The 20,147-nt window shown below is 70.7% G+C and carries 13 protein-coding genes; 6 read left to right on the top strand and 7 right to left on the bottom strand.

The window, feature by feature from the left end:
- Nucleotides 1–22: 22 nt before the first annotated feature.
- Genes NMK44_RS06720 through NMK44_RS06730 form a run of 3 tightly spaced genes read right to left on the bottom strand, consistent with a single transcriptional unit; the run spans nt 23 to nt 3,548 of the window.
- On the bottom strand, nt 23–616 hold the full coding sequence (locus NMK44_RS06720; RefSeq protein ID WP_254739293.1) for a hypothetical protein: 594 nt from the start codon (nt 614–616) through the stop codon (nt 23–25).
- 14 nt (nt 617–630) lie between these two features.
- On the bottom strand, nt 631–2,979 hold the full coding sequence (locus NMK44_RS06725) for a PPE domain-containing protein (protein WP_254739295.1): 2,349 nt from the start codon (nt 2,977–2,979) through the stop codon (nt 631–633).
- Entirely contained in the window at nt 2,976–3,548 is a 573-nt protein-coding gene (locus tag NMK44_RS06730; RefSeq protein WP_254739297.1) for a WXG100 family type VII secretion target, read from the bottom strand. Before NMK44_RS06730 ends, NMK44_RS06725 begins: the two co-directional genes overlap by 4 nt.
- A 226-nt stretch (nt 3,549–3,774) precedes the next feature.
- Between NMK44_RS06730 and NMK44_RS06735 the strand changes: the two genes are divergently transcribed.
- Nucleotides 3,775–4,317 carry an RNA 2'-phosphotransferase gene (locus tag NMK44_RS06735; RefSeq protein WP_254739337.1) on the top strand — a complete coding sequence of 181 codons (543 nt, stop codon included), beginning with the start codon at nt 3,775–3,777 and terminating at the stop codon, nt 4,315–4,317.
- A 53-nt stretch (nt 4,318–4,370) separates the two neighbouring features.
- On the opposite strand, the gene NMK44_RS06740 is transcribed toward NMK44_RS06735, so the two are convergent.
- Nucleotides 4,371–5,822: an amidase gene (locus NMK44_RS06740; RefSeq protein ID WP_254739339.1), complete on the bottom strand. Its 1,452-nt coding sequence runs from the start codon at nt 5,820–5,822 to the stop codon at nt 4,371–4,373.
- A 269-nt stretch (nt 5,823–6,091) separates the two neighbouring features.
- Here NMK44_RS06740 and NMK44_RS06745 point away from each other — a divergent pair, with 269 nt between their 5' ends.
- On the top strand, nt 6,092–7,990 hold the full coding sequence (locus NMK44_RS06745) for a glycoside hydrolase family 97 protein (RefSeq protein ID WP_254739340.1): 1,899 nt from the start codon (nt 6,092–6,094) through the stop codon (nt 7,988–7,990).
- 47 nt (nt 7,991–8,037) lie between these two features.
- Nucleotides 8,038–9,930 (top strand): SMI1/KNR4 family protein, encoded by a 1,893-nt coding sequence (locus NMK44_RS06750; protein WP_254739341.1) that lies wholly within the window; start codon nt 8,038–8,040, stop codon nt 9,928–9,930.
- A gap of 43 nt (nt 9,931–9,973) precedes the next feature.
- Here the strand turns inward: NMK44_RS06750 and NMK44_RS06755 are convergent, their stop codons facing one another.
- Nucleotides 9,974–13,789 (bottom strand): nSTAND1 domain-containing NTPase, encoded by a 3,816-nt coding sequence (locus NMK44_RS06755; RefSeq protein ID WP_254739343.1) that lies wholly within the window; start codon nt 13,787–13,789, stop codon nt 9,974–9,976.
- A gap of 206 nt (nt 13,790–13,995) precedes the next feature.
- On the opposite strand from NMK44_RS06755, the gene NMK44_RS06760 reads away from it, so the two are divergent.
- Nucleotides 13,996–15,192: a hypothetical protein gene (locus NMK44_RS06760; RefSeq protein ID WP_254739345.1), complete on the top strand. Its 1,197-nt coding sequence runs from the start codon at nt 13,996–13,998 to the stop codon at nt 15,190–15,192.
- 46 nt (nt 15,193–15,238) lie between these two features.
- On the opposite strand, the gene NMK44_RS06765 is transcribed toward NMK44_RS06760, so the two are convergent.
- Both NMK44_RS06765 and NMK44_RS06770 read right to left on the bottom strand, forming a co-directional pair.
- Entirely contained in the window at nt 15,239–16,087 is an 849-nt protein-coding gene (locus NMK44_RS06765) for a putative RNA methyltransferase (protein WP_254739346.1), read from the bottom strand.
- A 235-nt stretch (nt 16,088–16,322) separates the two neighbouring features.
- Nucleotides 16,323–17,207, bottom strand: a complete 885-nt coding sequence (locus NMK44_RS06770; protein ID WP_254739348.1) for a helix-turn-helix transcriptional regulator — start codon at nt 17,205–17,207, stop codon at nt 16,323–16,325.
- A 158-nt stretch (nt 17,208–17,365) separates the two neighbouring features.
- Between NMK44_RS06770 and NMK44_RS06775 the strand changes: the two genes are divergently transcribed.
- On the top strand, nt 17,366–18,088 hold the full coding sequence (locus NMK44_RS06775) for an SDR family oxidoreductase (protein ID WP_254739350.1): 723 nt from the start codon (nt 17,366–17,368) through the stop codon (nt 18,086–18,088).
- A gap of 551 nt (nt 18,089–18,639) precedes the next feature.
- Complete coding sequence (locus tag NMK44_RS06780) at nt 18,640–20,118, top strand: sugar transferase (RefSeq protein WP_254739352.1); 1,479 nt, start codon at nt 18,640–18,642, stop codon at nt 20,116–20,118.
- The last annotated feature ends 29 nt before the right edge of the window (nt 20,119–20,147 follow it).

Genomic DNA, 20,147 nt, shown 5'->3' on the forward strand with positions numbered 1-20,147 from the left:
AGGTGCAAGCCGTCCGAACTGGTCAGTCGGCCACCGGCGGGGTGGCCGAACAGGCCAGGGCGCGACCGGTCCTGGCCGCCTGTTCGGCGATGCGCACCAGATCCTCGCGCAGGCCCCGGTACGGCCCCCGCCACGCCTGCACCTTGACGTACACGTTGGTGGCGTTGTCATTGCCCGTGTCCTTGGTGCAGGGAACGGTGAGGCTGACAGCGTCCTGGGAGGACCAGCTCTTCTCATAGCCGGGGACGCTCATGGTCCTGCCGTGCCCCGGGCCCGTGCCCACCCGGCCGGGGTCGTGCACCGAGTTGTGCTGTGCGACGTCGACCCGGAGCGCCTCCTTACCGTCCACGGTGACCCGGCAATGGGAGTTGACCGCGAGTTTCCGGTAGGTCATCCGCTGCTCGCCGCCCGCGTGACGGGAGGCGGGGACGACCCGGTCGAGCAGCGACGAGGGCACCCCCCGCAGGACCGTGGGGCAGGTGTCCCCCAGCACGTCGGAGAACTTCTTCGGGTCCTTGCCGTCCTCTCGGCCGAAGAGGACGCCGCCCAGCGCCCCCGCCGCGGCCAGGGCCACGGCGAGGACGGTGAGCAGGGTGATGCGGAGGGGGCGGTTCATCAGTACACGTTCCATCAGTGGTCTATGGCCATCTGCTTCACCTGCTCGATGGAGGTGAGGTAGGGCGCCGTGGACCCGACCCGGGAGTATCCCTGGCTGAAGCCCTCGGCCGAGTACAGCTTCGCCCAGCTCTCCGAGACGTCGATGCCGTGTTCCTTCCCGATGGCCCTCAGCATCGCCTGGTTCTGCTGTACGTCACGGCCGGCCATCTCGTCATAGATCGCGCCGGCCTTGTCCGCCGCCGGGGCGGACTTGTTGACTTCCCAGCTGCTCGCGTCGTGGTCGCTGAGGGCGGCGCCCTCGGCCCCGATGATCAGGCTCGCGGTGACCGCGGCCCCGATGGGATGCGCGGCGAAGGGCTTCAGCACGCTGACACCCGTCGCCACGCTGCCGAACGCGGTGTTGCCCCACAGGCGGTTGCTGAGGGTGGCGCCGTCGTACTCCTTCTCCTCGCGCACCGCCGGACCGATGATGCCTTCCTGGGCGCCGGTGGCCAGCGTGCCCGCGGTCTCTCCGGACGCCTTGAGGACCTCGTGGACGATGTCCTGCGGGGGTGCGCCGTACTTCTGGTCCGCCGGGACGTCCCCGCCGAGGTGGTGGTCGAGCACCTGGGCGGCGTAGAGCTTCTGCCCGGCGGTGATGGCCGCGTTCGCGTCGGGATCCTGCCCCATCTGCACGAGGAACCTCGTCACATCGCGATGTTCCAGATCGGCCTGCGCCCCGGACACGGGGAACAGCTTGTCGTCGCCCGCACCGTCCGTCATGGAGCGGAAGAAGTCCGGTACGTACTCGGACGCGGCGTTCCCCAGGCCCTGCTGCATGCCCAGGGCCAGCGAGATATCCGCCTTCCCGCCCTCGTCGACCGTCCCCATGCCCTTGATGAGCTTGGACATGAGGTCCGCCTGGTCCTTGGTGTGCTCCGCCGGGACATTCGCCGGCGCGTCCCAGTCATGACCGGTGGTCGCCGAGCCCAGCGCGTGGCCGAGAGCCACCCGGGGGCCGGTGGGCACCTTGTCACCGAGGTCGGCTCCGCCGCTGTCCGGCAGCCATGTGCGCTCCCGGAGCACGTAGTCGAAGTGCTCCTTGTCCTTGAAGAAGTCCGTGGACGCGTCCCCGTTGTGGCCCAGCGCCTCGAAGTATCCGGTGAAGGGGTCCTCGCCCTTGTCGTTCTTCCCGCCGAAGTTGAGGAAGTCCGGCGGGTGCTGGCCGTAGGCGAGCCACTTCCGGTGCGTCTGCTCGTCCTCGCGTCCGCCGGGCGCGTCGAAGGGCTTCTTGTCCACCTCGACGAGCTTGTCGCCGTATGCGTTCAGGAACTCCCTGTCCCACTTCCCGGTGCGCATCAGATTGCTCATCACCTGGAAGCCGTACGGGGGATCGGCGTAGTAGGTCTGGTGCGCACCGGGCATGCGCTGGTAGCCGAGGTCGATGACGTCCTTCTTCCACTTCGTCATCTCCGGCGAGTCGGAGTGGCTGGCGAGGCCCAGGGTGATGCCCAGGTTGTCCTGGAGCGCCGCGAGCTGCTTCGTCACCGAGTCCGAGCGGTCCTTGGCTTTGCCCAGCGGGCCGTCCTCGTACTCCGGCTTGGCCGCGTTGTACCAGAGCTCCATGATCCCCTTCGCCCCCTTGCGGGTGGCGAACTGCTCGGCGAAGTCGTCGTTCCGGGCGTTCTTGGCGAGGAGGCCGTTGAACTCGGCCAGGGCCTTGGGGTCCTTCTTGAAGTCGTCCTTGCCCGCCAGTTCCATCAGGCGGTCGACGTCCTTCTTGGTGTCGGCGTCGACGTCCTTGAGATGTGCCGCGATGTCGTCGTTGAAACCCTTGCCCGGCGGGTCGATCTGGAGAGCCGTCTTCAGGTCGTGGTCCGCGTCGGTCGCGCTGCGGATGGCCTCATTGATCTTGTTGTTGTAGTAGACGATCGACTCGTGGTACGCCTTCTGAAGTCCCGCGGTGTTCTCCACGTCGGGCGGCGGGTCGAGATAGACGACGCCGTCCTTCTTGTTGAGTTTCAGATAGACCTTGCCGTCGCCGCCCTCCGGCGGAGTGCTCACCGCGGTCTCGACGCTCACGAGGACCTTCTTCGCGGCCTCGAACGCCTTGAGCGCCTCGGACATCACGGCGCCGATCTTCTCGGCCTGGCCGGATGCCTCCGACATCTGGTGCCGGATGCCACGGAACTTCGTGAACGCCGACTGCGCCGTCTCGCCGTACCAGCCGGACGTCTCCAACTGGGACGAAACAGTGCTGGTGAAGGTCTTGGTGACGGTGTCGATCCTGCCCGGCAACGCCTTCCATGTCTTCACCGCCTGCCGGAGGGGTTCGAGGTCGACCTCGCGCACCGCCGTGTAGGTGAGTTCAGGGGTGGTCATCGGTGCCCTCCCCAGGACTTCGGGTCATTGGTGGACGGGAGCGTCGGCACATAAGGGCCGTACAGAGGCTTGTCGGTGCTCTGAGAGGTGCCGCCCTGGGGCAGGTACGGCCCGTACATGCCCTGCGAGCTGCCGTCCTGGGGCAGGTACGGCCCGTACACCTTGCCCAAGTCCACCTTGCGCCGGACGTCCGTCTCCTTGAAGCTCGTGGCGGCGGAGCGGAGCGCATGGGCGACCCCGCTGTAGAGGCCGTCCAGGTACTTCATCTGCGCACGCCAGGTCTTCTGGAAGTCCGCGAACGCCTCATCGCTCGCGAAGCCCTTCATCGAGCCGGGCACCTGCTCGGTCTCCCGCATCGTCTCGTTGTCCGTCTTCGCGAAGTCGTCGCTCACCTTGTCGGCCCGGCCCGCGTAGGCGCGCAGGCCCTGCGGAGACACCTTGAGGACCTTCCCGTCACCCGCTCCGTCGCCCTTTGACCCGCCGTCACCCGCTCCGTTGAGCTGCATGGAGGTGCTCTGCTGGGAGCGCGCCTCGCTGATCAGGCCCGCCCATTCATGCTCGAAAGACACAAGTTCCTCCCCCGTGTTGCCAGTCCACATCAATCCATGGCCCACGAATCTACAAGAGGACGGGAGGAGGCGTCCTGTCCCAAGAGTCAAGATCGTGTGACCGATGCGAGGGCCGCGTCCGGCACCTCCTCATACCTCCGCATGCGCCCGCTCCGGTATCGCCGCACCGCTCGCCCGGCCCGGAATTCAGGTGTCACCCCTCACACCCGTACGGCACTCTGGGGCCATGAACCACCAGCGATCCGTACGCCTCTCGAAGTACCTCTCCAGGCATCTGCGGCACGCTCCGGAACGCATCGGGATCACCCTGGACGCCCAGGGCTGGGTCCCCGTGGCCGAGTTGATGGCCGCGGCGGCGCACCACGGATTCCCCTTCTCCCGTGCGGAGTTGGATGCCGTGGTGGCCGCCAATGACAAACAGCGCTTCACCATCGAGGGCGACCGGATCCGTGCCAATCAGGGCCACTCGGTCCCGGTGGACCTCGCGCTGCCACCAGCCGTGCCGCCCGCGTATCTCTTCCATGGAACGGTGGCCCGCAGCCTCGCCGCCATCCGAGGGGAAGGGCTGCGCCCCATGACACGGCACGCCGTCCATCTCTCGGCGGACCGCGCCACCGCCACCCGGGTGGGCGCCCGCCGCGGCACGCCGGTGGTCCTGAGCGTGGACGCGGGGGCGATGCACCGGGCCGGTCATGTCTTCCAGGTCAGCGCCAACGGTGTCTGGCTCACCGCCACCGTCCCGGCCGCGTTCCTGCGCTTCCCGGGCTGAACGACCGGAGCGGCGAGGCATCCGGTCCGGGTCGGTTCCGCCCGGGCCGCGCCCTACCGCGGCATCCGGAAGCCGCCGATCTTCCGCTCCAGCAGTTCTGCCAGCCGCAGCGGGGTGCGGTCCTCGGACATCGGACCGATGAGCTGCACTCCCACCGGCAGCCCCTCCGGCGACCGGCCCGCGGGTACGGCGGTGGCGGGCAGACCGGGCATGGTGGCCAGACCGGCCCAGACGAGCTGGTCGAGATACGGGTATGCGACGCCGTCGACAGCGATCCGGCGCTCCCTGATGTCGGGGATGTGGTCGTGCGGGAACGCCGGAGTGGGCGTGATGGGACACACCACGGCGTCGAACTCGGCGAAGAACCGTCGCCAGCCGTGCCGGTGGAGCTCGCGGCGGCCGTTCGCCTCGACCCATTCGCGGTGGCTGAACGCCATACCGCGCAGCCGCATCGCCTCAAGACTCCGGTCGTCCGCGCTCAGTCCGGCGGCATGGGTACGAAGCTCCTCGTATGCCTCGACGGGAAAGCGCGCGACGGCCCCGGAGAAGAACAACTGCATATAGACCACCGCGGCCTCGGTGAGATCGGGCAGCAGCGCACTGTGCCGTTCGACGCGGGCTCCGCTGTCGGCAAGCGCCTCCGCCACCCGGTTCACACCCGCCCGCACAGCGGACCCGACCGGCAGGAGCGGATGCTCGTCGAGGACCAGGACCCGGAAGTCGCACAGCCGCTCATGGCGCGCGGGCGGCAGCGACAGGTCATACGCCACACCGTGCGTCAGCGGGTCGGGTCCGGCCATGACGTCGAGCAGAAGCGTGAGATCGCGGGCCGTGCGCGCCATCGGCCCCACGACGGCGAGGTCAAGGTCGATCGGCAGTACCGGTGTTGCCGGAGGAGTCATACCGCGGGGCGCCGCCAGTCCGAGTGTCGGTTTGTGCGCGTAGACACCGCAGAAGTGTGCGGGGGTGCGCAGCGAACCGCCGATGTCGGAGCCGATGGACAGCGCGCCGAATCCGGACGCCAGGGCCGCGGCCGATCCGCCGGAGGATCCACCGGCCGTACGGCTGTGATCCCAGGGGTTGTTGGTGGTGCCGTGGATCTCGTTGAAGCTCTGGATGTCGTGCAGCCCCAACGGCACATTGGTCTTGCCGAGTACCACCGCTCCCGCGGCCTTGAGCCGTGACACCTGCACCGCGTCCTCGGCGGGCATATGGTCCCGGTATTGCGGCATGCCCCAGGTCGTGGGCAGCCCGGCGATGTCGTAGGACTCCTTGACCGTCACCGGAATGCCGAGCAGCGGCCGGTCCTCACCACGGGCGCGCGCCTGGTCGGCGGCGCGCGCGGCGGCTCGGGCACGGTCGTAGTCCGGTACACAGATCGCGTTGATCGCCTTGTCGTCCCGCTCGATACGGGCGATGGCCTCTTCGGTCAGCTCCGCCGATGTCACGTCACCGGTGCGCAGGGCAGCGGTGAGTCCTTCGGCCGTCTCATAACTCCACTCCATGAAAAATGACCGTAACGGCCCCTGGAGCAGGGCATATAACGCTGTGTCACGCAAGCACCGCACCAGGTCCCTTCTGGGCCATCACTCCCCTGAACCTAGAGTCGAAGCAACACAATCGGACAAGACTCAGCAGGTGGATCGGATACGAAATCTGGTGCACGCGTCTTTACAGCCAGGTTGAGGCCGAGATAGTCAATATGCACCAACATCCCCCTCTGTTGATTCCTGTGCGATATGGCAGGACCAACGTCCTACATATGAGGCGTGCCATGACCATGCGTCAGCGATACCCCCTGTTCAGATCCAAGCCGGCACTCGCGGCCGCGCTGGCAGCCGTGCTGGGCGGTGCGGCCCTGACCGCGCCCCGGGCCGGTGCCGAAGGAAGCGGTGTGTCCTGGGAGGTGAGGCAGCCGCAGTCCTCCTCACGGGCCCTCAGCGCCACCGTCGCGCTGGACGGCTCCGGAGCACTCACCCTCGCGGTCCGCCGCGGCGGGACGACCGTTCTGCAACCGGCGCCGGTCGGCCTGGTCACCGACAAGGCCGATCTGACCACCGGACTGCGGCCCGAGGGCCGCAGCGATCGCACCGTCACCGAGAAGTACACCGCCACCACGGGAAAACGCCTCGATCGTGTCGCCCGGATGCATGAGACCAGGCTGTCCTTCACCGGGGCCCGCGGAACCCGGATCGATGTGGTGGTCAGGGTCTCCGACCAGGGCGTCGCCTACCGCTATGCGCTGCCGGACACCAAGGACGGCAGCGTCCGCCGCGAGGCGTCGGCGTTCCAGCTCCCCGGGAACGCCTCGGCGTGGCTGACCCCCTACGAGGCCTCCCATGAACAGCACCACACGAAGAGCACCGCCTCCGGGGCCGCCGACGGCTCCTACGGGTACCCCGCCCTGTTCCGCACCGGCAGCTCCTACGTCCTGCTGTCGGAGTCCGGTGTGGGCGGTGGCTACTCCGGCAGCCGGCTGACCCACACCTCCGGCAGCGGACGCTACTCGCTCGCCCTGGCCGACAGCCGGGTCTCCATCGACGGCGCGCTGACCACCCCCTGGCGCGCCGCCGTCATCGGTGACCTCCAGGGCGTCACCCAGTCGACGTTCACCGACGACATCGCCCCGGCCTCCCGGATCGGGGACACCTCATGGATCCGTCCGGGCAAGGTGGCCTGGTCCTGGCTGGCGGGCGGCAGGCCGGTGCAGCGCAGCCTGGAGAGCCAGAAGAAGTTCGTGGACTACAGCGCCGCACACGGCTGGCCCTACACGCTGGTCGACGACGGATGGGCCGACGAGAAGTGGATGCCCGAACTCGTCGACTACGCCTCCTCGCGCGGGGTCAGGATCCTGGTGTGGATGCGGTGGACCGATCTGGACACCGCCGCCGAACGGAACACGACGCTCTCGCGGATGAACGACTGGGGCGTCGCCGGGCTGAAGCTGGACTTCATCGGCTCCGAGTCCCAGCAGCGCTTCCGGTGGTACGACGACGTCCTCAAGGCGACCGCCGACCACAAGCTGCTCGTCAACTTCCACGGCTCGACGGTCCCCAACGGTATGCAGCGCACCTGGCCGCATGTGATGACGCTGGAGGCGGTGCGCGGTGCCGAGTACCGCAACGGGGTGGCCGGCGATCTGGCGACGTACCCCTTCACCCGGAACGTCGTGGGCTCCATGGACTACACCCCCATGGCACTCCAGCGAGGCAGTCATCCGCACTCCACCGCGGCCGAGTTGGCGCTGTCGGTCGTCTACGAATCCGGTTTCCAGAACTTCGCCGGATCGCTCGAGACCTACGGCAGGCATCCGCAGATGGAACGCTTCCTGGAGCAGGTTCCCACGGTCTGGGACGACACACGGCTGCTGTCCGGCCGGCCCGGAGGCGGTGCGACGTTCGCCCGCCGCAGCCAGGACCGCTGGTTCCTGGGGTCCTATCTGACCGGTGGCGCACACACCGAACGGACGCCACTGCGCTTCCTCGGCAGCGGTCGCTGGCTGGTGGAGACGGTGCGGGACGGCAGGGACGGACTGATCCGGGAGACGCGCCGGGTGGACAGCGGGGACACCCTCACCGTTGCGGTTCCGGCCAAGGGCGGATTCGTCGCCGTGGCCTGTCCCGACAAGCCCGGCCTGAAAACCTGCGACCGGCCGGTCAGGCGCGGCAAGTGACCAGCGGGCCCGCCGCGTTGTCGGTGGCGGGTGGCAGCATCGGGCGCATGACGAAGACCACGGCATTCGACTGGCGATCCTTCCTCCTCAAGTGGTCCGGGGAGTGGGCGGATGCGCAGCCGGAGGACGAGACGCGGGACGAGGACGACGAGGCCGCGCGACGCGCGCGGTGGCTCGGATTCCCGCCCGCGTCGGAGGAGCGCATCGCGGCCATGGAGGAGCGGATCGGCCGGCGGATGCCCCCGTCGTACCGGGAGTTCCTCAAGGTCAGTGACGGGTGGCGGCACGCGGGCGGGTTCGTGTGGCTGCTGGCGGGGACCGAGGGGGCGCGCTGGCACAACAACGAGTCGGAACTCGCGGACCTCTTCGAGGAGTACCTGGACGAGGAATCCGGGCCGGAGGAGCGGGTGGAGGCGGACATCTGGCGCCGCGGACTGCAGCTCGACGTCGAGTCCGACGTCACCCACGTCCTGATGGATCCCGAGGACGTGGACGAGGCCGGCGAATGGGCCGTGTACACCTGGGCGAGCTGGCGGGCCGAACCGCCCGAACGGCATGCGGACTTCCGGGAGTTCATGCGGGAGATGTACCGGGAGTTCCACAGCCTGCGGGCGAACGGGAGCGAGAAGGAGCCGGAATTCGTCAACGACACGACACGGGACCTGGACGCCCTGGTGGCGGAGGCCCGGCTGGAGGCGCTGCGCGGGGGCTGGGAAGGGGCGCTGAAAACGCTGGAGGAGCCCAAGGACTACGGCAGGCCGCGGGCCGCCGCACTGGACGACCAGATACGCCACCTGCTCGGGCAGACCGCCGCGGTCCGCTTCGAGGGCCTGGTGACGGACCGGCGGTACGCATCCGAGCTGTTGCCCCCGCTGGTCGCCGAACACGCGGAGCACTCGTACCGCGACGACGCCACGCTGATGTTCGATCTGCGCGGCGCGGACAAGGACGTGGTGGCGCTGGCCCACGCGACACTGGACCAGGTGCGGAACGGCACGTACCGGTACACCGCGGCCGGACCGTTCGGAGAGGCGGTCGAGCGGGCGCGCGAGCTGGCGCGCTGGGGGGACACCGACGGGGCGTGGCGGACGCTCATCGACGCACTGCCCCGGTGGGAGCCGCTGGGACCGGACCACCTCGTACCGCTGGGGTGGGTGGCCGATCCTCTGCTCGGTCCGCTGCTGACCCCGGAGCGGGGCCGTGAGCTGCTGTCCGTTCCCCGGGGCGGGCAGCCGGGTGAGGCGCAGGGGCCCGCGGCGGGGCTCGACCCGGGTGGCCTGGCGTGGCTCGCGGAGCCGGATCCGAGCAACAGCCGCGCGTCCTACCGGTTCGTCCTGGTGGAGGGTGCGGAGCCGCAGGAGGTGCCCGGACGTCTGGCGGACGGGGACGGCGCCGTGCTGGACGAGCCCATGTCCCTCTGGGAGGCCCGCCGGCGGCCGCGGGACGGCCGCCAGGAGTTCTCCTCCTATGACGACAGGGCGCTCATGGCGGTCGGCCGGGCCGGCACCGGTTGGAGCTTCGCCTTCGACGACGACCCTGCCCCGTTCGACCGGCGGCGGTTCGTCTCCCCGGCCGCGGCGGCAAGCGGGGGCACCCGCGCGGTGGTGGTGTGGAGCGGTCTGAGGGAATGGCGCGGGGAACCGTTCTTCCACCTCTCGGTGGCGCAGGACGGGGCCGAGCAGTACGCGTTCACCTACGCGGACGGAGAGGTCCGCTCGCACGGGGAGATTCCGCGGGCGCTCGACCCGGGCCGGTTCTTCGGCGATCCGGAGGACATCACCGCGGTGGAACGGTCGCTGCTGGAGGCGTTGACCGGGGAGTTCGGCGCCTGTCTGCCCCGTCACGCCATCGAGAACGGGCGGCTGCACACATTCACCACCCGCTCCTGGACACGGCCGCCCAAGGACGGCGAGACATACGCGGTGATCCATGTGATGTGACAGCACGCGTCCCCGGGATGTCGGTACCGCCCCGCGGCCGGGTTCAGCAGGTGTCGCGGTACGGGACGTCCGGGATGTACGTGGACCAGTCGGCGCGGGACAGACCGCCGCCCGCGCGTTCGCAGATTGCTTCGGTGGCGCGGGCGGGGTCGACGGGATACTCCCGGAGGGGGATTCGGGCCCCGGTCACGAACAGGGTCCGGTCGTCGGGGCCGAACGCGACTGCAAGAACGGGGTCGGTGCCGCCGGTGAACGTGGTCCCCAGCGGGCGCCCCGAGGCGGTGTCCCACAGCCGTACCGTGCCGTTCGCACCCGCCACGGCCAGGGTCGCGCCGTCGTGCGCGTAGGCGAGGGCGGTCACCGGCTCCCCCGTCCGGGCCCGGTCCGCGTACGTTCCGGAGAGGGAGCCCAGGGCGCGCATCCCGTCGTCGTCATACACGTTCACCCGGCCGGAGTCGCCACCCAGGGCGAGCCGTTCACCGTCGGGACTGTAGGCGAGCGCTTGGGCGTCGTGCTGCTCGACCACACCCGAGACCTGGCGGGCCGAGGGCAGGGTGAAGCCGACCCCGTGCGTGGTGGCCAGGCGTCGTCCGTCGGGGCGCACCGCCATGGCGCCGGCCGGAGGAACCGACCAGGACAGTCTGCCACGGGCCTTCTCGGTATGCTCCGCCACCTCGGTGCGGCGCCGTGCGTCCCACTTCTCCAGCACGGAGTCCTGCCGAAGGACGAAGAGGGAGGAGCCGTCCGGGCTCAGCGCGATGGCGTCGGCGCTCTCCTTCTCCTTGCCGCCCGTCGCGAGCACCAGCTCCGCGCGCTTGCGGTGGTTCCGCAGATCCCACACCGTGATCCGCTCCGGGCGCCCCCTGGTGCCGTCCGAGCCGGCGCGCACCTTCGGGGCGCCGACCCCGTAGGCCAGAGTCCGCCCGTCGCCACTGAACGTCAGATACGCCCAGCACTGTTCGCTCTTCCGCCGCGTCCGGTCGACCGTGCCGCAGTCGACCGACGGCAGCGGGGTCGCCCGGCCGCCGCCCGTGGGCCGTATCTCGAACCGCATCCGCTCCCCGTGGCGGCGGGCGGTGACGACCATCCGGCCGTCGGGACTGAACGCGGCCTTCTGGGCTGGTTCCCCGCGCCGGGGGGAGGTGACGGCATCGCCCAGGAACAGGGTCCGCACGGCACCGGTGCTGTCGCCGGCCCCCTCCTGGTACCGGATCACGCCCCGGTCGGCATCGAGCCAGTGGCCCCTGATGTACGGGTCGACCAGCCGGTGCGAGTAGACCGCCTCGGCGGAGTCCGCGGAGATCCGCCACAGTGTGATCCTCTGGTCGCCCACCGTGGAGACGAACCGCCCGTCGCGGCTGAAGCGAACGCCTTCCGGCTTGTCGCCCTCGTACGGGATCCGCACCGTCTTCCCGGACCTCAGGTCCCAGATGACCGGCTTTTCGCGACCGACCGCCAGCCTCCTGCCCCGCGGATCGAACTCCCACGCGGTGCCGCTGCCCGGGCTCTTGGTGGTGCCGCAGACGGCGCTCGACAGCGCCGCCGCGCGGGGCGGGCGCACCCGACGCCGCGCGACGGTGTCCCAGAGCTCCAGGGAACGCCCCGCGCACAGCGTCATAAGCCGGTCGTCCGGGCTTGCCAACGGCCCGTAGACGTCCTTGCCCTCGTGCCGGAACACCCAGCGTCCGCGCCGTACATCCCACATCCCGGCCGAGTGGCGGTCGGACAGGAGCACCGTGCGCCCGCTCGGGGCGTACTGGGCGTTCGTATCCTCGGTGGAGGGAGCGGGGCGCGGGCCGACCGGCTTCCCGGTGGCGAGGTCACGGACGGTCAACCGGTCACCCGCCGCCACCAGCAACCGCCGCCCGTCCGGGGACAGGTCCACCGCCTGCTCCCCGCCGGGCAGCCGGAGTTCGCCGGTCCGGCGGTGACCGGCCACATCCCAGCGCTGTGCCCGGCCGGCCACGACCCGCACCAGCGTCCGCCCGTCCTCGCTGACGTACTGCTCCCCTTCGGCTACCGCGCCGGGAACGGTGAAGGAGTCCTGCTCCTGCTGCGTCACCGCCCCCAGCAGCGCCGCCCGCGCCTCGTCGGTACGGCTGATCCGCCACGCGGCGGCGCTCAGCCGCAGTGCCGTCACCGGGTCGGCGGAGCGCATGGTCTCCGCGATCGACGCGATGCGGCGGGAGGTGGCCTCCGCACGGCGCCGGTCGCCCTCACGGTTCTGCTGCCAGGCCGCCACTCCCGCCACCATCGCCAGGACGAGCAGCAGGGACAGCGTGCCGACCACGGCGCGGACCCGGCGGCGCTCGCGCCGCCGCCCGTCGCTGCTCGCGGTGAGGAACGCCCCCTCCAGGGAGGTGAGGGCGGCTCGTTCGCGGGCCGGGCCGAACGCCTCCTCCGCCTCCGCCAACCGTGCCCCGCGGTACAGCGCGCCGGGATCCCGGCGCAGCCCCTGCCACGCCCGCGCCGCCTCCGTCAGCTTCCGGTGGACGCGCAGCCGTCCGCGGTCCTCCTCGATCCAGCCCCGCAGCCGCGGCCAGGCGGTGATCAGCGCCTCGTGTGCGAGGTCCACCACCCCGTCGTCGACGGTCACCAGGCGGGCCCGGACCAGACGTTCCAGCACCACCGAGGTGTCGTCCGGCGCATCCTCCGGTGTGCCGTCCCCCTCCAACTCGGCCCGGTCCACCGGGCGCCTGGTGTCCTGTGCCCCCTCGCCCGGGGTGATCAGCCGCAGCAGGATCCGACGGGCCAGCTCCGCCTGGGGTGTGGACAGTTCACCGTGGACCCGCTCCGCCGTAGCGGCGATCGCACCGTGGACACCGCCGACGGACTCGTACGCCTCCTCCGTCAGCGTCCGTCCGCGCCGCCGCCGCCAGGTCTCCAGCAGGGCGTGGGACATCAGCGGCAGACCGCCCGGTTCATCGGCGACCTCGGCCACGATCCGGGCGGTCAGCGACCGCTCCACGATCAGGCCCGCCGCGGCGGCCGGTTTCACGATCGCCTCGCGCAGCTCGGCCGGTCCCATCGGGCCGACGAGCAGCGTGGCATCGCGCAGTGCGGCCGTCAGCCCGCGGTGTGCGGCGCAGTGGCCGAAGAAGTCGGCCCGTACGGCGATGACGACGCGCAGCCGGCTCCCCGGATCGCATGCGGCGAGCAGCGCGTTGATGAACTCTCTGCGCTCCACCGCTTCCTGACAGAGCGTGAACACTTCCTCGAACTGATCGACGATCAGCCAGGTGTCACCGTCTCCCGCTTTCGCCGTCAGCGCCGCGCGGTGGGTGCGGGCCGGGTGCTCGCCCGGGGTCAGCAGCCGGATGACGGCGGGCGGCGGTGCCGCCGACCGGGCACCGCCGCCGGCCCCGGGGTCCCGGAGGGCGGGGATCAGGCCCGCGCGCAGGAGTGAGGACTTGCCGCTTCCGGAGGGGCCGAAGACGGCGGTGAACCGATGGCTCCGCACCAGCTCCACGACATCGGCGGCCAGCCGGTCGCGGCCGAAGAAGCGCTCGTGGTCGCCCGGTTCGAAGCGGGCCAGGCCGCGATAAGGCGGGTCGGCGCCGTCGTCCCCGGCCCGCTCCACGGCCGCCGACTCCGCCGCCTCCGCGGCCGCCTCCCGCCAGCGCTCCTCCCACTCCGCCCGGTCCCCGCCACAGACCTCGGCGTACGCCAGCGCCACCGGCAGCGAGGGCAACTGCTCGCCCGCCGCCGCCTGCGACAGGGTCGTGACCGAGTACCGCGCCCGCTGCGCCATCGCCCGGTAGGTCGGCCCACCGGCCTCCTGACGGAGCTTGCGCAGCTCGTAGGCGAAGCGCTCAACCGGACCCGCGCTCGGGTCCACCGGCCTCTCACGACGCCCCACCCGTTCCCCCTCCCCCGGTCCCCCACCGTGCTGTCCCGCTCCCCGGGCCGGCCCGACTACCGGCGCATTCACGATTGTTCGGTCCTTCGGACGGGGGCTGCCGAACAACCGTACAGCCGCTGGAATGGCGGAGCGGTCGGCTCCGGGCCCCTCGCAGGGAGCGCCCCACGGGCCGTCCGCTGACGTCGATGAGGAGAGACAGCAACGTGAAAGAGTTGATCAGTACCCGCGGTATCCGCGGGGCGATGGTGGCGTGTGCCGCGCTGACGCTGGCGGCGAGCACGATGCCGGCGTTCGCGGCCTCACCGCAGCCCGCCGGGTGGAGCGAGTCGAGGGTGACGCCGAGCGACGCCACGCTCCTGGCCTCCACGCGGCCCGACGCGCGGACCACATGGGTGGCGGGGGCGCGGTTCGTCCCCCCGGGGAATGACGACGCCGAAATGGTGCCCACCCTGTGGGAGCGCGACGAACGCAAGGGCCCCGGCTGGAAGCAGGTGAAGACGGCACCCGTACCCCGGGGCGATGACCTCCGGTTCAATGACGTCGATGCCACGTCGGCGCGCAACGGCATGCTGGTCGGTGACTTCACCGAACGAGTCGGCGGCATCGTGACACAGCGCTGGAACGGCACGGCGTGGAAGTCCGTCGTCGCTCCGGTGCCCCGCAAGACCGTGGGTGCCGGGTTCACCTCCGTCGACACTCGCGCCGCCGACGATGCCTGGGCGGCGGGATGGACCGAGGTACACACCGGAGGCCGCCGCATCTACGCCGGAACGCTCCAGCACTGGGACGGCACCCGCTGGAAGGCACAGAAGCTGCCGAACGTCGGTGCGGGAGGCGCGGGCTCACCGTGGTATCTGCAGACCGTCACCGCGGTCGCCGCTGACGATGTGTGGGCCGTGGGCGGCACGGGCTTCGCAGCGCCCGTGAAGCCGGTGGTGTTGCACTACGACGGCGTGCGCTGGAACAAGGTCGCCGTTCCTGGCCTCGGTGGCACGTCCGCGAGGCTGAATGACATCGTCCGCGGGCCGGGCGGGCAGATGTGGGCCGTGGGTACGACCCAGACGTCCGATGGCACACGGCAGGCGCTGGCGCTGCGCTACGACGGCACGAGCAAGAAGTGGACCAACGTCCCCCTGCCGACAGGGGTCAGGGAGCTGGTCAGCGCCGCGATGAGTCAGGACGGCCCGGTCGTCGTGGAGCGGAAGACGAGGGACACCAGTACCGCGCTCCGCTACTCCGGCGGACGCTGGGTGTCGATGAAACTGCCCGCCGACGGCACCACGCCGTACACGGTGAGCGACATCTCGGTCTCGGGCCGGACCATCGACGTCATCGGTTCGCGCCCGGCCAGGGGCTCCCAGTGGGTGGGTCCCGGGTCACTGCTGACCACCCGCCAGTAACGACGAGCGGGAGGGGATGGGCCGGCACCGGCCCATCCCCTTGCCGTCAGCGGGGCCGGTAGGCGGTGGCCAGAACGGAGACGGTGACCTGGTCGGGCAGGAGACCGCGCCCGGCCAGGTCCGCACCGTTCAGATGGCGTGCGCTCGGCGTCATCCCCACCAGGTCGAGGGCCTCGAGCTCGGTCAACGGCGCGACGTACTCGACCCGTTCGGTATCCGCGGCCTCGAAGAAGGGGGCCAGCGCCGTGTGCAGACGGTCTTCCTTGGTCGGGTCGATCGCCACCATCCCGGGCACCCGGCCGCGCAGTTCGCGCAGGTGCCGCGCGGTCGGGCGTACGACGACCAGCCGGCCGCCCGGGCGCAGCACCCGGTGGAACCCGGACGGGTTGCGCGGGGCGAACACGTCCAGCACGACATCGGCCATCCCGTCGGCCAGCGGGAGGGGGCGGAAGACGTCCCAGGCCGCGGCAGCCGCCCGCGGATGGGCGCGGGCCGTGGCGCGCAGGGCGCGCACCGAGGTGTCCAGGCCCAGACCGCGGGCGTCGGGCAGCCGGTCGAGGACACCGGCCAGGTAGTAGCCCGTACCGCATCCCACATCCACTACGGCGTTCCGCTCCGGCGCGGTGCCGGCCGCCAGTTCCGCCACGGTCCGGCGGATCGGCGCGTAGCTGCCGGTGGCCAGGAACCGGTCCCGGGCCCGGGCCATGGCCGCGTCGTCGCCGCTGGTGGCGCGGGTGCCCGTCAGGAGGCTGACATAGCCGTGCCGGGAGATGTCGAAGGTGTGGCCCGCCGGGCAGCGCAGGGCGCCGCGGTCGGGGTGGAGAGGGGCGCCGCACATGGGACAGCGCAGGAGATCGAGGAACGATGCGAGGGCAGGGGGAAGCGGAACGGGCACAAGACACTCCTGGCAACGGTGAAAGGAAGGGACCGTGCCTGCGCGCGCTCAGAAGGTGGCCGTCCCCGGAGGAACGGATCGGCGTCGGCCGCTCGATACGGGCAGCGCCGGAAGATGGATCATGCGGCAGGCACGCCAAGGAGGGCGATGCCGTCCGGCAACGCCCTCATAGCCTCCCGATCAGTGGAAGCAGCGGTGCGGGGTGCTCATGAAGTCCACACCACCACGATACAAGTCATGGCATCCGCCCGGCGCTGAGGTCCGTCGCCGACCAGCTCCCCAGCAGCCGCAACGCCTGCGCGGAGGGACTGCCGGGTTCGGCGGTGTAGAGGTAGAGGGCCTGGTCCGGGTCGTCCGGCAGCGTGAGTGATTCGTATTCCAGGGCCAGTTCACCGACGAGGGGGTGGCGGTAGCGCTTGGTGCCGTGGGTGTACGCGAACACATCGTGGTCGGCCCACCACCGGCGGAAGTCCTCGTCGTGCACGGACAACTCGCCCACCAGCTCGGTCAGCCGGGAGTCGTGCGGATGGCGCCCGGCGTACAGGCGCAGGGCCGCCACCGTGCCACGGGCTGCGGTCTGCCAGTCGGCGATCAGACCGTGGGCGGCGGGGTCGAGGAAGAGGAACCGGGCGAGGTTGCGGTCACGGTGCGGCAGTGCGTCGAAGTCGGTGTACAGCGCCTTGGCGAGGGGGTTGGCGGCGAGCACGTCCAGCCGGTGCCCCATGATCATCGCAGGGGTGTCGGTCAGGGAGTCGAGGAGCCGCAGAAGCCCGGGGCGCACCCGCTGCGGCGGCACGGGGCGGCGGCGGGCCGGACCCGGCTTCGGGCGGGCCAGATCGAAGAGATGGGCCCGCTCGGCCCGGTCCAGGCGAAGCGCACGCGCCACGGCGTCCAGCACCGACGCCGAGACGTTCGGATTGCGTCCGCGCTCCAGGCGTATGTAGTAGTCGACGCTGATTCCGGCCATTCGCGCCACCTCTTCGCGGCGCAGCCCCGGCACCCGGCGCCGCCCGGTTTCGCCCGGGCCAAGACCGGCCTCGGCCGGGCTGATCCGGGACCTGCGCGACCGCAGGAAGTCGCGCAGCTCACCGTTGGGCTCGCGCCCCGCTGACGTGCTCATCGTTCCAGGATAGGACGGGGTGCGGCCGCCACCGGGTGGCGAAGGGGGGTCTGCCGGACCCCCGGTGGGCCCTCCCTCCGCTGCCGGTACCCGGCGCCCTTCGCCGGGTGGTGTTCTGGAGACGGCCCACCCTTCCACCCGTCTTATGAGGGATCACCATGTCCAAGCCCCTGATCGTCATCACCGGTGCCAGCTCCGGTATCGGCGCGGCCACCGCCCGTCTCCTCTCCGCCGAGGGACACCCGCTGCTCCTCCTCGCCCGGCGGCTGGAGAAGCTGCGGGAACTCGGCCTGCCCGACACCCTGTGCCGCAAGGTCGACATCACCGACCGGACCGCGCTCGAAGCGGCGGTACAGGAGGCCGAGGAACGGTTCGGACCGGCCGACGCCATCGTCAACAACGCCGGGGCCATGCTCCTGGGCCGGCTCGCCGACCAGCCCGCCGAGGAGTGGGACCGGATGATCGACCTGAACGTCAAGGGCGTGCTGTACGGCGTCCGCGCGGTCCTGCCCGGCATGCTCGCCCGTGGCAACGGCACGATCATCAACGTCAGCTCCATCGCCGGCCGCAAGACCTTCCCGAACCACACCGCCTACGTGGGCACCAAGTTCGCCGTCCATGGCATGTCGGAGAACCTGCGCGAGGAGGTCGCCTCCCGGGGTGTCCGTGTGGTGACCATCGCCCCCGGCGCCGTGGAGACCGAGCTGCTCTCGCACACCAGCGACGAGCAGATCCGGACGGATTACGAGGCGTGGAAGGAGTCCGCGGGCGGCGCCCTGGACCCGCGGGCCGTGGCGGAGGCGATCGGCTACGCCTATCGGCAGCCGCGGAACGTCACCATCCGCGAGATCGTCCTCGCCGCCACCGGCCAGGAAGCATGACCTGGTCGCGCCCGGGAGGGGCCGGGCGCGGCGGGCGCTCGAGCCGGACTCAAGCCATGCGGTCGTCGATCAAAAAATGCAGTTTCAATGTTTGACCACAAATTACACACATCCTCTCTTCATACTGGCCCTGATGGTCTAGATTGACCGTGCTTCAGCTGTTCGGGCACGAGGCGACCAGTAATGATCTGTACGTCCGGCACCACGGCAAGACAGCAATCGCACCCTCCGCGCCCGGCGTGGGGGTGATCAGTTCTTGGGGCCCGAGAGGGGGCCCCGGGTGTGGGGAGCACCCGGGGCAGAGACGGGTTCCCGCGTACCTCGAGAGCCTGGCAGGGCATGCGCACCGCTGCCGCCAGGGTGGGTTGTTCACATCAGCACTGCATCAGCCGGTACGTCGTGCGCGGGAGGCGGGGGCCTCCCGGCGAGAGGAACAGTGCGCGGGGGGCGGGGGCCTCCCGAGGGGAGGAACGGTCGGGAGGCGGGGGCCTCCCGGGGGGAGGAACAGTGTTAGGCGAACACGTCGAACCACTGGGGACCTGGGGGGTTCTGTGCGGCGAGGGGGATTAGTCAGCCCGTTTCCGCCGGCGCGCGGGCGTCCGGCGGACGGGGCAATCAGCCAGCCCGCGATCGACTGGGAGCATCGGTACCGCCGTACCGTGATCACCAGCGACACCGTGGCCACCGCCATCGTGGTGGCGGCGATCGGCAACTTCTTCGGGGCCCGGGACGCGGCCAACTGGCATGAGAAGTGGGGAATCCTCGCGTTCGGCACCGAACTGCTGGTGCTGGGGGCGCTTGCGGTGAGCCGGTCCTGGGCTCCGGCCGTACTCGGCCAGGGCGCGGAGGAGTTCCGCCGGCTCGGACGCTCACTGTTCACGGCGACCGTCGTACTGGCACTCGGCGGTATCGCCCTGACCTCGCGCAACATCAAGCTCTGGATCTTCGTCGCGATCCCCGCGATCGCGCTCGTCACCATGACCGCGCGGTATCTGCTGCGCCTGTGGCTGCATAAACAGCGGAAGGAAGGCCAGTGTCTGCGACCGGTGCTCGCCGCCGGGAGCGTGGCCACCGTGCACGACCTGATCACCCGGACCCGTAAGTTCCCGCACCTCGGCTGGCGCGTGGACGCGGTGTGCACGACGGACGGTCTCGGGCCCGACGGTGACCGGCTGGACGGTGTGCCGGTCGTCGGCCGACTGGCGGATGTCGCGGGCCATGTCCGCCGCAACGGCTACCGGGTCGTCGCGGTCACCCCGGATCCGCACTGGTCACCGGACCGGCTGCAACGGCTCGCCTGGAATCTCGAGGGCAGCGAGGCCGAGATGGTCGTGGCCCCCGTGCTGATGGAAGTGGCCGGCCCGCGGCTGCATATCGACGCGGTGCTCGGGATCCCGCTGCTGCGGGTCAGCATGCCCACCTTCACCGGGGGCCGCCGGGCGGTCAAAGGGGTCGTCGACCGGGTCGGCGCGGCGGTCCTGCTGATGCTGTTCGCGCCGCTGATGGTGCTCGTCGGGCTGCTCGTACTGATGGACAGCCGGGGCGGGGCGTTCTACCGCCAGCGCAGGGTCGGCAAGGACGGCCGCGAGTTCACCATTCTCAAGTTCCGCACCATGGTCACCGGGGCCCACGACGCACGTGGCGAACTGGCCGACCTCAACGAGGGCGCGGGGCTGCTGTTCAAGGTCCGCCGGGATCCACGGGTGACCCGGGTGGGAGCGGTGCTGCGCCGGTACTCGCTCGACGAGCTCCCGCAGCTCTTCAACGTGCTCACCGGATCGATGTCGCTCGTCGGCCCGCGGCCGCCGCTGCCGGAGGAATCCGCCGCCTACGGCCCGGACATCCGGCGGCGGCTGCTGGTCAAACCCGGGCTCACCGGCCTGTGGCAGATCAGCGGGCGCAGCGACCTGCCGTGGGAGGAGGCGGTCCGCCTCGACCTGCGGTACGTGGAGGACTGGTCGCTCGCCCTGGACACAGTGATCTTGTGGAAGACGCTTCGTGCGGTGCTCCACGGACAGGGGGCGTACTGATGCGCGGAGGCCGTCGTCCGGCCGACGCG

It is taken from the genome of Streptomyces cucumeris, assembly GCF_024295805.1.
Lineage (GTDB): Bacteria > Actinomycetota > Actinomycetes > Streptomycetales > Streptomycetaceae > Streptomyces > Streptomyces cucumeris.